At 63.7% G+C, this 13,241-nt stretch carries 10 protein-coding genes and 1 pseudogene; 5 read left to right on the top strand and 6 right to left on the bottom strand.

Translation table 11 applies throughout. The annotated features are described in order from the left end of the window. Positions 1-3 precede the first annotated feature (3 nt). The 5 genes from mnmE to rpmH form a co-directional block, all read right to left on the bottom strand. Complete coding sequence (mnmE, locus tag DD542_RS10455) at positions 4-1,425, bottom strand: tRNA uridine-5-carboxymethylaminomethyl(34) synthesis GTPase MnmE (RefSeq protein ID WP_127805591.1); 1,422 nt, start codon at positions 1,423-1,425, stop codon at positions 4-6. Between the two features lie 68 nt (positions 1,426-1,493). Next, entirely contained in the window at positions 1,494-3,188 is a 1,695-nt protein-coding gene (gene yidC / locus DD542_RS10450; protein WP_066160744.1) for a membrane protein insertase YidC, read from the bottom strand. Next, entirely contained in the window at positions 3,185-3,472 is a 288-nt protein-coding gene (yidD, locus tag DD542_RS10445) for a membrane protein insertion efficiency factor YidD (protein WP_066160741.1), read from the bottom strand. The genes yidC and yidD overlap by 4 nt, the downstream gene beginning before the upstream one ends. Further along, positions 3,469-3,864, bottom strand: a complete 396-nt coding sequence (locus tag DD542_RS10440; RefSeq protein ID WP_066160738.1) for a ribonuclease P protein component — start codon at positions 3,862-3,864, stop codon at positions 3,469-3,471. The genes yidD and DD542_RS10440 overlap by 4 nt, the downstream gene beginning before the upstream one ends. Before the next feature lie 82 nt (positions 3,865-3,946). Further along, a complete protein-coding gene (gene rpmH / locus DD542_RS10435) occupies positions 3,947-4,081 on the bottom strand; it encodes a 50S ribosomal protein L34 (RefSeq protein WP_066096666.1) in 135 nt (44 codons plus the stop codon). A gap of 248 nt (positions 4,082-4,329) precedes the next feature. Here rpmH and dnaA point away from each other — a divergent pair, with 248 nt between their 5' ends. The 5 genes and pseudogenes from dnaA to DD542_RS10415 form a co-directional block, all read left to right on the top strand. Further along, positions 4,330-5,736, top strand: a complete 1,407-nt coding sequence (dnaA, locus tag DD542_RS10430) for a chromosomal replication initiator protein DnaA (protein ID WP_066160735.1) — start codon at positions 4,330-4,332, stop codon at positions 5,734-5,736. A 132-nt stretch (positions 5,737-5,868) separates the two neighbouring features. After that, positions 5,869-6,975 carry a DNA polymerase III subunit beta gene (gene dnaN, locus DD542_RS10425; RefSeq protein WP_066160732.1) on the top strand — a complete coding sequence of 369 codons (1,107 nt, stop codon included), beginning with the start codon at positions 5,869-5,871 and terminating at the stop codon, positions 6,973-6,975. Between the two features lie 80 nt (positions 6,976-7,055). Further along, positions 7,056-9,683, top strand: coding sequence for a DNA topoisomerase (ATP-hydrolyzing) subunit B (gyrB, locus tag DD542_RS10420; RefSeq protein WP_206610794.1), 2,628 nt, complete (start codon positions 7,056-7,058; stop codon positions 9,681-9,683). An 845-nt stretch (positions 9,684-10,528) separates the two neighbouring features. After that, positions 10,529-10,795, top strand: coding sequence for a transposase (locus DD542_RS23950; protein WP_347232072.1), 267 nt, complete (start codon positions 10,529-10,531; stop codon positions 10,793-10,795). Continuing rightward, positions 10,783-11,319 (top strand): annotated as a pseudogene (locus tag DD542_RS10415) (IS3 family transposase); the annotation flags it as partial. The gene DD542_RS23950 and the pseudogene DD542_RS10415, both read left to right, overlap by 13 nt. A gap of 73 nt (positions 11,320-11,392) precedes the next feature. Here the strand turns inward: DD542_RS10415 and DD542_RS10410 are convergent. Next, positions 11,393-12,868 carry a mannose-1-phosphate guanylyltransferase/mannose-6-phosphate isomerase gene (locus DD542_RS10410; protein WP_127805589.1) on the bottom strand — a complete coding sequence of 492 codons (1,476 nt, stop codon included), beginning with the start codon at positions 12,866-12,868 and terminating at the stop codon, positions 11,393-11,395. Positions 12,869-13,241: the final 373 nt, after the last annotated feature.

Raw genomic sequence — 13,241 nt, 5'->3', positions numbered from 1 at the left:
TGCTCACTTCCCGATGCAGAACCTGGAAAAGATCTCGCCCAGCAGGTCGTCGGCGCTGAACTCGCCGGTGATCTCGCCCAGCGCCACCTGCGCCAGCCGCAGCTCTTCGGCCAGCAGGTCCAGGTGCTCGGCCCGCGCCGCCAGGTGCTCGTGCGCCAGCGCCAGGTGCTCGCCCACGCGGCGCAACGCCTGCAGGTGCCGCTCGCGGGCCATGAACAGGCCGTCGCCCGCGTGCTGCCAGCCGGCCAGGTCAAGCAGGCGCTGGCGCAGCGCCTCCAGGCCTTCGCCCTGCTTGGCCGAGATGACCAGTTCGCCGGCCGCCTCGGCGCGCGCCTTCAAGGGCATCGCGCCCGCGCTGCACTGGTCCCGCTTGTTCCACACCGGCAGCAGCGTCACACCCGCGGGCAAGTCGGCAGCGATGGCCGCGTCGGCCGCCTGGTAGTCGGCCTGGTCGGCGCGGCTGAGGTCGTGCAGGAACAGCACCGCATCGGCCTGTTCGATCTGGCCCCAGGCGCGCTGAATGCCGATCTGCTCCACCTCGTCCACGTCGGCGCCGTGGCGCAGGCCCGCGGTGTCGATCACATGCAGCGGCACGCCTTCGATCTGGATGGTCTGCTGCACCAGGTCGCGCGTGGTGCCGGCAATGGGAGTCACGATGGCCAGCTCGGCCCCGGCCAGTGCGTTCAGCAGCGAACTCTTGCCCGCGTTGGGCTGACCGGCGATCACCACCTTCAGGCCGTCGCGCAGCAGGGCACCCTGGCGCGCCTCGGCGAGCACCGCATCCAGCCCGGCGCGCAGGCGCGCCAGCTGGCCGGTGGCGTCGGCCTTCTGCAGGAAGTCGATCTCTTCCTCGGGGAAATCCAGCGTCGCCTCGACCAGCATGCGCAGGTTCACCAGCGCGTCGCGCAGCGCGTGGATGCGCTGGGAGAACACACCCGCCAGCGACCGGCTGGCACTGCGCGCCGCAGCCTCGGTGCTGGCGTCGATCAGGTCGGCCACCGCCTCGGCCTGCGCCAGGTCCAGCTTGTCGTTCAGGAACGCGCGTTCGGTGAACTCGCCCGCACGCGCGGGGCGCAGACCGCGCAGCAACGGCTGGCCGTCGGCACCTGTGGACTGCGCCACCTGAAGGCAACGCGCCAGCAGCAGTTGCAGCACCACCGGCCCGCCGTGGCCCTGCAACTCCAGCACGTCCTCGCCGGTGTAGGAATGCGGGCCGGGAAACCACAGCGCCAGTCCGTGGTCGATGGGCTGGCCGGCGGCGTCGGGAAAGGGCAGGTAGGTCGCCTCGCGGGCTTTCAGCGCACGCCCGAGCAGCGCCCGCACGAACGCTGCCAGCCCCTGGCCCGACACCCGCACGATGCCCACCGCCCCGCGACCGGGTGCGGTGGCGATGGCGGCGATGGGGTCACGGGACGCAGCGAGCATGGGCCAAAGGATAGGCGGAAAAACAATGGGCCTGCATCGCAGGCCCATCGGATGGTTCAACCCGTTGTTCAGCTCTTGAACAGGGTGATCGGATTGGTGATCTTCAGCGGCACGCCCATCTTGCTGTTGATGTACGCCTGCTGGGCGATGGTCAGCAGGTTGTTCGTGATCCAGTACAGCACCAGACCGGCCGGGAAGAAGAAGAACATGACCGAGAACATCAGCGGCATCAGCCACATCATCTTGGCCTGCAGCGGATCGGGCGGCAGCGGGTTCAGCGCGGTCTGCACGATCGTGGTCAGCGTCATCACGAACGGCAGCACGTAGAACGGGTCCTTGGTCGAGAGGTCGGTGATCCAGCCCATCCACGGCGCGTTGCGCATCTCCACCGACGACAGCAGCACCCAGTACAGCGCGATGAACACCGGAATCTGGATCAGGATGGGGAAACAACCACCCAGCGGGTTGACCTTCTCCTCCCGGTAGATCTTCATCATCTCCTGCTGCATCAGCTGCGGGTTGCCCTTCAGGCGCTCACGCATTTCCGTGATGCGCGGGTTGATGGCCTTCATCTTGGCCATCGAGCGGTATGCGCTGGCGTTGAGCCAGTAGAACGCCGCCTTGAGCAGCACCACCAGCAGCACGATCGCCCAGCCCCAGTTGCCCACGAAGCCGTGGATCTTCTCCAGCAGCCAGTACAGCGGCTTGGCAATGATGGTCAGCCAGCCGTAGTCCTTGACCAGCTCCAGACCGGGGGCCGTGGTCTCCAGCACCTTCTCCAGTTGCGGGCCCACGAACAGACGCGCGTCGAGCTTCTGGCTCTGGCCGGGGGCGATGGCGGGCAAGGTGCTGATCGCGCCGATGGAGAACAGGTTGTTGTCGATTCGGCGGGCGAAGTTCTCGCGCGCCGCGCCCTCGGGCAGCAGCCAGGCGGAGGTGAAATAGTGCTGCACCATGGCCACGTAGCCGTCCGTGGCGCTCTTCTCGAAGGTGGCCTTGTTGTCGGTGATCTGGCCGAATTCGATCTTCTGGTACTTCTGGGCCGAGGTGTAGACCGCCGGACCGGTGAAGGTCGAATAGAACGGCGTCTCGCTGTCGGTCTTGTTGCCGTCTCGCACCAGCTGCACGTAGAGCTGCGGTGTCACCGGCGCGGCGCCGGTGTTGACCACCTCGTGCGCGACGTCGATGGTGTAGCTGCCACGCTTGAGCGTGTAGGTCTTGACCAGCTTGACGCCGCCGACGTCGGCCGACTCGAACTTCACCGCCAGCGTGTCCTGACCATCGGCCAGCGAGTTGGGTCCGGGCACCAGCGCCATCGGCGTCTTGTGCGTCGGGAAGCTGCCGCCGATCAGGCCGGTCTGCGCGATGTAGGTGTGCTGGTCGTTCTGGGCCAGCAGCTGGAACGGCTCGGAGCCCAGCTGCTTGCTGGCGTGCTTCAGCAGCGTCGCGCCGATCAGCGAACCGCCTTCGCTGTTGAAGGTCAGCTTGAACACATCGGTGGTCACCTCGTGGCGCACAGCCGCCGGAGCGGGCGCACCCGCATCAGGCGCCGCCGCTCCGGAAGCGGCGGAAGCACTGGCGGAGGTGGCGGCCGGCACGCTGGCATCGGCCGCCGGCGCCGCTTTCTGCTCAGCCGGCGCGGTCGCGGCCGACGACGGGAAGAACGTCGGTGCCTTGCCGTTGTGGATCTGCCACTTGTCCCAGATCAGGACCATCGAAAAACCAAAAACCACCCAGAGGATGGAACGGCGGATGTCGTTCATGAAGGGTTCTTCTTTTCTGAGGAAACAGGAATCAGGTGAGAGAACAGTGCGGGCGCCGCGTCGGGCACCGGGTCGCAACCGCCCTCGCACCAGGGACCACAGCGCCCGATGCGCCTGAGCATCAGATACCCACCGGCCAGAGCGCCGTGGCGCTGCAAGGCCCCCAGCGCGTAGACCGAGCAGGTGGGCTCGAAACGGCAACTGCCGCCCAGCCAGGGACTGAGCAACAGGCGGTAGCCCTTGACCAGTCCGATGAGGGCCTGGCGCGGCCAGTCGCGCATCATGCCGCAAGCTCCGGCCGTGCGGCGATGCGTCCCAGCAACTGGGTCAGTTCGGCGCGCACCGCCCGTTTGAGCACGTCCGAGGTGGCGCTCACGAACTGCTCGCGGCTGAACCCGCTGCGCAGCCGCACGACCAGCGCCGCCGGCGGCAACTGGCTCGCGGCCAGGCGGGTGGCCTCGTACACCTGGCGCCGGATGGCGTTGCGGGTGACGGCCCGCTTGGCCCAGCGCTTGGGCAACACGACGCCAACCCAGGTGTCAGACACCGGAAACAGCAAACGCCCGTGCTCCGTGCCTGGCAGTGCCAACCGGTGCAGGGCGAAATGAGGGGTTTTGGCCACGATGGCACCCGCCATGGCAGCCTGGAACTGGGGCCGGGTCCGGATGCGCTGCATCAGACGACCGGAGTCACAGGCGCGCTGGAGAGCGTGGGCCCGGCCGACCAAGGACTGATCGATGCGGCAGGGCGGATCAGGCTCAGACGGCCAGACGCTTGCGGCCCTTGGCGCGGCGTGCGTTGATGACGGCGCGGCCACCGCGGGTCTTCATGCGCACGAGGAAACCGTGGGTACGGGCGCGCTTGATCTTCGAAGGCTGGTAGGTGCGTTTCATTGCCATGGCAGTGCGGCCCAGGCAAGGCCAGGGCGATTCAAGTTGGAGGGAAACCCGCAATTATCGCCGATAAAGCCTGAAGGCGGCAAGTGCGGCCGTCGCCAGCCTTGGTCAAGGGCTGATCTGCGGCTCCTTCGGACGAACATGTAACAGTCGCCCGAGGGGTGTGGATAACTTTTCGGCGGGCCTACAATGCCGGTCCAGCCCCGAGCCGTTTGTCCACAAGAACAATCTTTCCTTCCCGTTTCATGATCGAGGGCCATTCCCCCCTTTCTGCTGCCAGCGACGCCTCGTCGCTCTGGCTGTCCTGCGTCGACCGTCTCGCCCAGGAAATCCCCGAGCAGCAGTTCAACACCTGGATCCGTCCGCTCTCGGCCACGGTCGCGCCCGACGGGTCGCGCGTCACCGTGGCGGTCGCCAACCGCTTCAAGATGGACTGGATCCGGGCGCAGTACGCGGCCCGGATCACCGCCTTGCTGGAGGGCATCCAGGGTGCTCCCGTGGTACTGGAGTTAGCGCTTGCTCCTCGCGAAACCACCATCCGAAGCACCCCGTCGACGCGCACCGTGCAGGAACAGGTGCTGGCCGAGCTGCCCGATGTGGCGCCCGCTGAGCCCACCGCAGCCACCGGACCGCGCAGCCGCCTGAACCCGGCGCTGACCTTCGCTACGCTGGTTGAAGGCTCGGCCAACCGCATGGCGCGCGCCGCCGCGATGCACGTGGCCGGCAGCCTGGGTCAGCTCTACAACCCGCTGTTCATCTATGGCGGCGTCGGTCTGGGCAAGACCCACCTGGTGCACGCCATCGGCAACCAGTTGCTGGCCGACAAGCCGCAGGCCAAGGTTCTGTACATCCACGCCGAGCAGTTCGTCTCGGATGTGGTCAAGTCCTACCAGCGCAAGACGTTTGACGAGTTCAAGGAGCGGTACCACTCGCTCGATCTGCTGCTGATCGACGACGTGCAGTTCTTCGCCAACAAGGAACGCACGCAGGAAGAGTTCTTCAACGCGTTCGAGGCGCTGCTGGCCCGCAAGAGCCACATCGTGCTGACCAGCGACACCTATCCCAAGGGTCTGGCCGACATCCACGAGCGCCTGGTTTCTCGCTTCGATTCGGGTCTGACGGTGGCCATCGAACCGCCCGAGCTGGAAATGCGCGTGGCGATCCTGATCAACAAGGCCGCGGCCGAGAATGCCGTGATGCCCGAGGAGGTCGCCTTCTTCGTCGCCAAGAACGTGCGCTCGAACGTGCGCGAACTCGAAGGCGCGCTGCGCAAGATCCTGGCCTACAGCCGTTTCAACCAGAAAGAGATATCGATCCAGCTGGCTCGCGATGCACTCAAGGACCTGCTGTCGATCCAGAACCGCCAGATCTCGGTCGAGAACATCCAGAAGACGGTGGCCGACTACTACAAGATCAAGGTCGCGGACATGTACAGCAAGAAGCGCCCGGCCAGCATCGCCCGGCCGCGCCAGATCGCGATGTTCCTGGCCAAGGAGCTGACCCAGAAAAGCCTGCCCGAGATCGGCGAGCTGTTCGGCGGCCGGGACCACACGACGGTGCTGCACGCAGTGCGCAAGATCGCGGCCGAGCGCCAGACCAACACGGAGCTGAACCAGCAGCTGCACGTGCTGGAGCAGACCCTGAAAGGCTGACCGGGGGCGCCCGGAGCGGTCTGTAAAAACAGGTGAAAATAGCTACGTTTTGGGTTTCGAGGGGGCTGAGAGGCATGCCCGAGGAGAGCGCCGCGACAGAGCGCCAGTCAACCAGTGACGAAAGAGTCTGACATGATCGTTTTGAAGTCTTCCCAGGCCCAGGTGCTGGCCGCGCTGCAGTCGGTCGCCGGCATCGTCGAGCGGCGTCACACGCTGCCCATCCTGGCCAACGTGCTGCTGCGCAAGACCGGAGGCCAGGTGCAGCTGACCACCAGCGACCTGGAAATCCAGATCCGCACCACGGCCGAACTGGGCGGCGACGACGGCAGCTTCGCCACCACGATCGGCGCGCGCAAGCTGATCGACATCCTGCGCACCATGCCGGCCGACCAGGCTGTGAGCCTGGAGCACACCGGTGGCAAGACCATTCTCAAGGGCGGCAAGAGCCGCTTCACCCTGCAGAGCATGCCGCCCGAGGACTTCCCACTGGTGCAGGAGTCGGCCAGCTTCGGCCCCGTGTTCTCGGTGCCGCAAAAGACGCTCAAGAGCCTGCTGGGTCAGGTGTCGTTCGCGATGGCGGTGCACGACATCCGCTACTACCTCAACGGCATCCTGTTCGTGGCCGAGGGTACGAAGCTCTCGCTGGTCGCCACCGATGGCCACCGCCTCGCGTTTGCCAGCGCCGAGCTGGACGTGGAAGTGCCCAAGCAGGAAGTCATCCTGCCGCGCAAGACCGTGCTGGAGCTGCAGCGCCTGCTGTCCGACAAGGAAGGCGCGATCGAGATGCAGTTCGCGGCCAACCAGGCCAAGTTCAGCTTCGACGGCATGGAGTTCGTCACCAAGCTGGTCGAGGGCAAGTTCCCCGACTACAACCGCGTCATCCCCAAGAACCACAAGAACATCGTCACGCTGGGCCGCCAGCCGCTGCTGGCCAGCCTGCAACGCACCGCCATCATGACGAGCGAGAAGTTCAAGGGCGTGCGCCTGAACGTCGAGCCGGGCACGCTGCGCGTGGCGTCCAGCAACGCCGAACAGGAAGAGGCGGTCGACGAGCTCGACATCGACTACGGCGGCGACGCCATCGAAATCGGCTTCAACGTCACCTACCTGATCGATGCGCTGCAGAACATGGGCCAGGAAATGGTCCGCATCGAACTGCAGGACGGCAACAGCTCCGCGCTGATCACCAACCCCGAAGACAACGCGTTCAAGTACGTGGTCATGCCCATGCGGATCTGATCCGCAACACCCGCAGCCAACTTGCATGCCAACCCGCTGATCAGCGGGTTTGGCGTTTCTAGAAGTCAGAGAAATTCACCATGTCCGAAGCCAACAAGCCCGCCGATTCCGGAAAAGACGCCGTTCACACCGGTGAAGCAGGCGCCGACAGCTCCAATTTCCAGCCCAAGATCGACGCGAACCAGGCCGGCGCCAGTGAAGGCTATGGCGAGGGGGCGATCCAGATCCTGGAAGGCCTGGAGGCCGTTCGCAAGCGCCCGGGCATGTACATCGGCGACACGTCCGACGGCACCGGCCTGCACCACCTCGTCTTCGAAGTGGTGGACAACTCCATCGACGAAGCCCTGGCCGGCCACTGCGACGACATCGTCGTCACCATCCACACCGACAACTCGATCAGCGTGACCGACAACGGCCGCGGCATCCCGACCGGTGTGAAGATGGACGACAAGCACGAGCCCAGGCGCTCGGCCGCCGAAATCGCGCTGACCGAGCTGCACGCGGGCGGCAAGTTCAACCAGAACAGCTACAAGGTCTCGGGCGGCCTGCACGGCGTGGGCGTGTCCTGCGTGAACGCGCTGTCCGTGTGGCTGCGCCTGACGGTGCGCCGTGAAGGCCAGGTGCACCAGATCGAGTTCGCGCGCGGCTTCGTGCAGAACCGCCTCGTCGAGCAGCGCGACGGCGTCGAGGTCTCGCCGATGAAGGTCATCGGCGCGACCGAGAAGCGCGGCACCGAGGTGCACTTCCTGCCCGATACCGAGATTTTCAAAGAGAACAACGACTTCCACTACGAGATCCTGGCCAAGCGCCTGCGCGAACTCTCGTTCCTGAACAACGGCGTGCGCATCCGCCTGAAGGACGAGCGCAGCGGCAAGGAAGACGACTTCTCGGGCGCCGGCGGCGTCAAGGGCTTTGTCGAGTTCATCAACAAGGGCAAGCAGGTCCTGCACCCCAACTGCTTCCACGCCATCGGCGACCGGCAAAGCGACCAGGGCACCAACATCGGTGTCGAGGTGGCCATGCAGTGGAACAGCGGCTACAACGAGCAGGTGCTCTGCTTCACCAACAACATCCCGCAGCGCGACGGCGGCACCCACCTGACCGGCCTGCGCGCCGCGATGACGCGCGTCATCAACAAGTACATCGAAGAGAACGACTTCGCGAAGAAGGCCAAGGTCGAAGTGACTGGTGACGACATGCGCGAAGGCCTGTGCTGCGTGCTCTCCGTCAAGGTGCCCGAACCCAAGTTCAGCAGCCAGACCAAGGACAAGCTGGTGTCCAGCGAAGTGCGTGGCCCGGTGGAAGACGTGGTGGCCCGCCTGCTGACCGACTACCTGCAGGAAAAGCCCAACGACGCCAAGATCATCTGCGGCAAGATCGTCGAAGCCGCCCGCGCCCGCGAAGCCGCCCGCAAGGCCCGTGAGATGACACGCCGCAAGGGCGTGCTCGACGGCATGGGCCTGCCGGGCAAGCTGGCCGACTGCCAGGAGAAAGACCCCGCCCTGTGCGAGATCTACATCGTCGAGGGCGACTCCGCCGGTGGCTCGGCCAAGCAGGGACGCGACCGCAAGTTCCAGGCGATCCTGCCGCTGCGCGGCAAGATCCTGAACGTGGAGAAGGCGCGCTACGAAAAGCTGCTGTCCTCCAACGAAATCCTGACCCTCATCACCGCGCTGGGCACCGGCATCGGCAAGGCCGGCGGCGAGGGTTCGGGCGGTGAAGGCAAGGACGACTTCGACGTCGCCAAGCTGCGCTACCACCGCATCATCATCATGACCGACGCCGACGTCGACGGCGCCCACATCCGCACCCTGCTGCTGACCTTCTTCTACCGCCAGATGCCCGAACTGGTCGAACGCGGCCACATCTACATCGCGCAACCGCCGCTGTACAAGGTGAAGAACGGCAAGGAAGAGCTGTACCTGAAGGACGCGCCCGCGCTGGACCAGTACCTGCTGCGCATCGCCCTGAACGGCGCCAAGGTGCAGACCGGTGGCGCCGCCAACACCGTGCTCGAAGGCGACACCCTGGCCGAGCTGGCGCGCAAGCACCAGGCGGCCGAGCGCGTGATCGAGCGCCTCTCCAACTTCATGGACGCCGAAGCGCTGCGTGCGATTGCCGACGGCGTGAGCGTCAAGCTCGACACCGTGGAAGAGGCCGAAGCCAGCGCCGTCGCCATGCAGGCCAAGCTGGCCGAGCTGAGCACCACCGGCGTGCCGCCCGAAGTGGCCGGCGAATTCGATGCGCGCAGCGACAAACCCATCCTGCGCATCAGCCGCCGCCACCACGGCAACGTCAAGAGCAGCATCCTCACGCAGGACTTCGTGCACGGCGCCGACTACGCCGCCCTGGCCACCGCGGCCGACACCTTCCGCGGCCTGCTGGGCGAAGGCGCCAAGGCGCAGCGCGGCGAAGGCGACAAGCAGAAGGAAGAAAAGGTCGGCGACTTCCGCCAGGCCATGCAGTGGCTCATCAGCGAAGCCGAACGCACCACCAGCCGCCAGCGCTACAAAGGCCTGGGCGAAATGAACCCCGAGCAGCTGTGGGAAACCACCATGGACCCGCAGGTGCGCCGCCTGCTGCGCGTGCAGATCGACGACGCGATCGAAGCCGACCGCGTGTTCACCATGTTGATGGGGGATGAGGTGGAGCCGCGGCGGGATTTCATCGAAACCAACGCCTTGCGGGCGGGGAACATCGACGTGTGATCGTTTCTGCAAACCTTTCTGCAAACCGACCCTTTTGGCGGTTTGCAGAAAGAGCCAAGTCTTTGATTTTTAAAGACTTATTCAAAAGGCCATAAGCGGATCAGCCGTTTATGGCTTTTTGCTTTCTGCAAGTGACCAAATGGGTTGCGGTCGGATGTCTGCGTTGACTGACAAGCCCACTCCACCCCGCGCGCCCGGGCGACAGCGGCGAATGGAATGATGCAATCCCCCTCAGCCGCGACGCTGACGGAACATGTATGAGGAGGCACTTGGGTTCTTGGTTGAAAACTCAGGTAAGCCCTTTCTGCCGCCCGCCTGAAGTCTCCTCGAATTCCTGAGCCAGTCAGAAGTAGAGGTTGGGGAACAGTTTGACACGGTACTCGACCGGTGGGACTGGATTTCTTCATGTAGAGACTCCGTCTTGGGGAATTCTCTACTTCCGGGTGGTTCAGGTTTTCAAGGGGACTTCACACACTGTTTCAATACTCTCCGGTAAGCTTCCAAGCCTTTGCAGTGGTTTGGACTGGTATGGCAGGCCTGCGCCTAATACCGTGGCGGTTCCCTGACATCAGCTACGGCCTATACATCTTCCACATGCCAATTATTCTGTTTTTGGTCAAACGCCAACTGGTATCCACTACTACGGACATCGCTTGGTCACTACCATTGCCGTTGTTGTCCATAGCTTTAGCCAGTTGGTACCTTGTCGAAAAGCCTGCTCTGCGCTTCAAGCCACAGCGATCTGACACTAAAAACTTTCAGTGACGTTCCCCAGGAAAACCGCGACAGGTCAAAACTAGAGGTACGGTTGCTTCCCGAGGCTCCGAGAGGGGCAAGGAGAAGCGATGAAGAAGTCCCGATTCAGCGAAGAGCAGATCGCCTATGCGCTGCGAATGGCCGACGGTGGCACACCGGTGGTGGACGTGTGCCGCCAGATCGGCATCTCGGAGGCCACGTTCTACACGTGGAAGAAGAGGTACGGCGAGCTGGGCGTGAGCGAGCTGCGCAAGCTGCGGCAGCTTGAAGACGAGAACGCGCGCTTGCGGCGCATCGTGGCCGATCTGACGCTGGACAAACAGATCCTGCAGGAGGTCGTCAAAAAAAAGCTCTGAGGGCTGCCAAGCCTACGGGCCCGAATCAGCACTGGAGCATGGATTTTGTGCATGACCAGACGCACGATGGCCGCGCGTTTCGCATCCTCACGGTCATTGCTCAGTGGAGTCGCGAGGGTGTGTGCCTGGAGGCCAACTTCCGGCTGTCAGGCCGGTGCGTGGCGCAGGCGCTGGACGAGGTCGCCAGGCACCGCGGTTGGCCCAAAGCAATCACCGTGGACAACGGGACGGAATTCACCTCGAAAGCGCTGGACGAATGGGCGTATCGGCGAGGGATCAAACTCGACTACACCCGTCCCGGAAAGCCCACGGATAATGGCCTGATCGAGTCGTTCAACGGCCGGCTGCGCGACGAGTTCCTCAACGTCAACGAATTCGTCACGCTGCACGATGCCCGGGAGAAATTGAAGGCTTGGCAGGACGACTACAACCACCACCGTCCACACAGCTCGCTCGGCAACCTGACCCCGAATGAGTTCGTCAACAGCAGGTCAGTTCAACCCAACGAAGCGGCCAGCCTGTAGTTCAGAACTGTCCGGTTTCCGGGGGAACGTCATCAGGAACTGGGGAAGTCTGCTTCAAACTGACCTGCCTCGGTCATATCCTACCGTACACATCAGCCAAGCGAACAATATCATCCTCTCCCAAATAGCTGCCGCACTGCACTTCGATAAGCACCAGTTCCCCCTCGCCGACATTGGTCAGGCGATGGCGCTCCTTCAGAGGGATGAACCGGTACTCCCCCGCGTGAGTGGTGAACTCGGATTTTCCGATCTGGACTAGAGCGTGCCCCTCAACAACTACCCAGTGCTCGGCCCGTTTGTGGTGATACTGGAGGCTCAGACTCTGGCCGGGGCGAACCGTAATGCGCTTGACCTTGTAGTGAGTCTCTTCCTTGAGTGTGGCAAAGGTGCCCCACGGACGCTGCACAGCAGCAGGCAACATGGTGGTCTGGTGTGCGGCGCTGTCGGGGTGCCGTTCCTTGAGCATCTCGACCACACGTTTGACTTTCTGGGCCTGTTCCTTGCTGGCCACCAGCAGAGCGTCGGGCGTGTCCACCACCACCAGATCCTTGACACCGACAGTAGCGATCACCTTGTGTCCATGGCTTTCCACATGTACATGGGTGCCTGTGGTATCGACAGCCGCCCAGTGGATGTCTTCGGTGATGCCGATGGTGTTTCCGGCGGCGTCCGCAGGGTGCGCCGAAGCAACCGAGGGCCACGCGCCCACGTCGCTCCAGCCGAAGCGGGCTGGCACGAGCATGACATTGCCCGCTCTTTCCATCACCGCATAGTCGACGCTGATGTCGGGTTGCAGGCCAAAGGTATAGGCATCAAAGCGTGTCACCTGCGCCGCTCCCACGGCACCTGTGGGGGGCAATGCCGTGGTGTGGCCACCATCCATCACTTTCCGCGCAGTTGTTAGCACATCTGGCGCATGTACTTCGAAGGCCTCCAGGATGCTCCTGGCGGTGAAGCAGAACATGCCGCTGTTCCAGTAGTAGCGGCCGGTGGCCAAGTACTCCTGCGCGGTGACCAGGTCCGGCTTCTCGACGAACTGCAGCACCGGTTGCGCCTGGCGGCCAATCTGGGCGACCTCGATGTAGCCGAAGCCAGTTTCCGGACCGGTGGGCTGGATGCCGAATACCACCAGGTGTCCGTCTCGTGCGCGGTAGGCTGCTTCCCGCGCATTGGCCACAAAGGACTTGGTGTCGGGAATCAGGTGGTCGGCAGGCAGTACCAGCATCACGGCATCGTCGCCGTGCAGCTTCTGGCAAGCCAGCGCGGCGAGCGCAATAGCCGGCGCAGTGTTGCGCCCCTTGGGTTCAAGCAGGTAATGAGGGAGGGGCGGGCCCGACATCTCCGCCAGCAAACCCTGCGTCAGGAACAAATGATCATGGTTGGTCACCACAATCAGGTGGTCTGTGCCACAGGCCTGACCGCGGTTGATCGCCTGTTCCAAAAGGGTTCGTCCACCAAGCCTCATGAACGGTTTTGGATAGGCTTGGCGCGACACTGGCCATAGACGGGTACCTGCACCACCGGAAAGGACAACGGAAACAAGCTTCATTGGCAGCTTTCAACCCCAGCGGGAGTCAGTCGAAGACTTGAACTTTTTTGAGCAGAATCGAAACTTACTGGGCGCATCATCTCTTCTCCCAAACGGAAATGGCAAAAGAACCTCAAAGAAGAGGCCGCAGCCGTAGTTGAAGAGCCCTCGCTTGCCCAAGCCGCTCAGAAGCAGCGGTCGGGAATAGTGTGACACGGCATTCGACCGGATAATCCGTACCTCCCACGAACATTCACGGTGTCGCTATGAGTTACCCCGAAGACAGGCTCTCCCGTCAAGCGGGCAAGCCAACACCTACAGTGTGGCTGAACATCAATCCAGACACCGAAAATGTTCATGCATGCTGCTGGGAACGCAAGTTCGATCGCCGGCT

This window comes from Hydrogenophaga sp. NH-16 (assembly GCF_004006415.1).
Lineage (GTDB): Bacteria > Pseudomonadota > Gammaproteobacteria > Burkholderiales > Burkholderiaceae_C > Hydrogenophaga > Hydrogenophaga pseudoflava.
Note: the sequence above shows the minus strand (reverse complement) of the source record. Positions and strands in the feature narration are given on the sequence as shown.

Excerpts from the sequence above, each read along its gene's own strand:
- rpmH (WP_066096666.1), bottom strand. The coding sequence starts at position 4,081 with ATGAAACGCACCTACCAGCCTTCGAAGATCAAGCGCGCCCGTACCCAC.
- DD542_RS10440 (WP_066160738.1), bottom strand. The coding sequence starts at position 3,864 with ATGCAGCGCATCCGGACCCGGCCCCAGTTCCAGGCTGCCATGGCGGGT.
- yidC (WP_066160744.1), bottom strand. The coding sequence starts at position 3,188 with ATGAACGACATCCGCCGTTCCATCCTCTGGGTGGTTTTTGGTTTTTCG.
- DD542_RS10410 (WP_127805589.1), bottom strand. The coding sequence starts at position 12,868 with ATGAAGCTTGTTTCCGTTGTCCTTTCCGGTGGTGCAGGTACCCGTCTA.
- dnaA (WP_066160735.1), top strand. The coding sequence starts at position 4,330 with ATGATCGAGGGCCATTCCCCCCTTTCTGCTGCCAGCGACGCCTCGTCG.
- gyrB (WP_206610794.1), top strand. The coding sequence starts at position 7,056 with ATGTCCGAAGCCAACAAGCCCGCCGATTCCGGAAAAGACGCCGTTCAC.
- dnaN (WP_066160732.1), top strand. The coding sequence starts at position 5,869 with ATGATCGTTTTGAAGTCTTCCCAGGCCCAGGTGCTGGCCGCGCTGCAG.
- mnmE (WP_127805591.1), bottom strand. The coding sequence starts at position 1,425 with ATGCTCGCTGCGTCCCGTGACCCCATCGCCGCCATCGCCACCGCACCC.
- DD542_RS23950 (WP_347232072.1), top strand. The coding sequence starts at position 10,529 with ATGAAGAAGTCCCGATTCAGCGAAGAGCAGATCGCCTATGCGCTGCGA.
- yidD (WP_066160741.1), bottom strand. The coding sequence starts at position 3,472 with ATGATGCGCGACTGGCCGCGCCAGGCCCTCATCGGACTGGTCAAGGGC.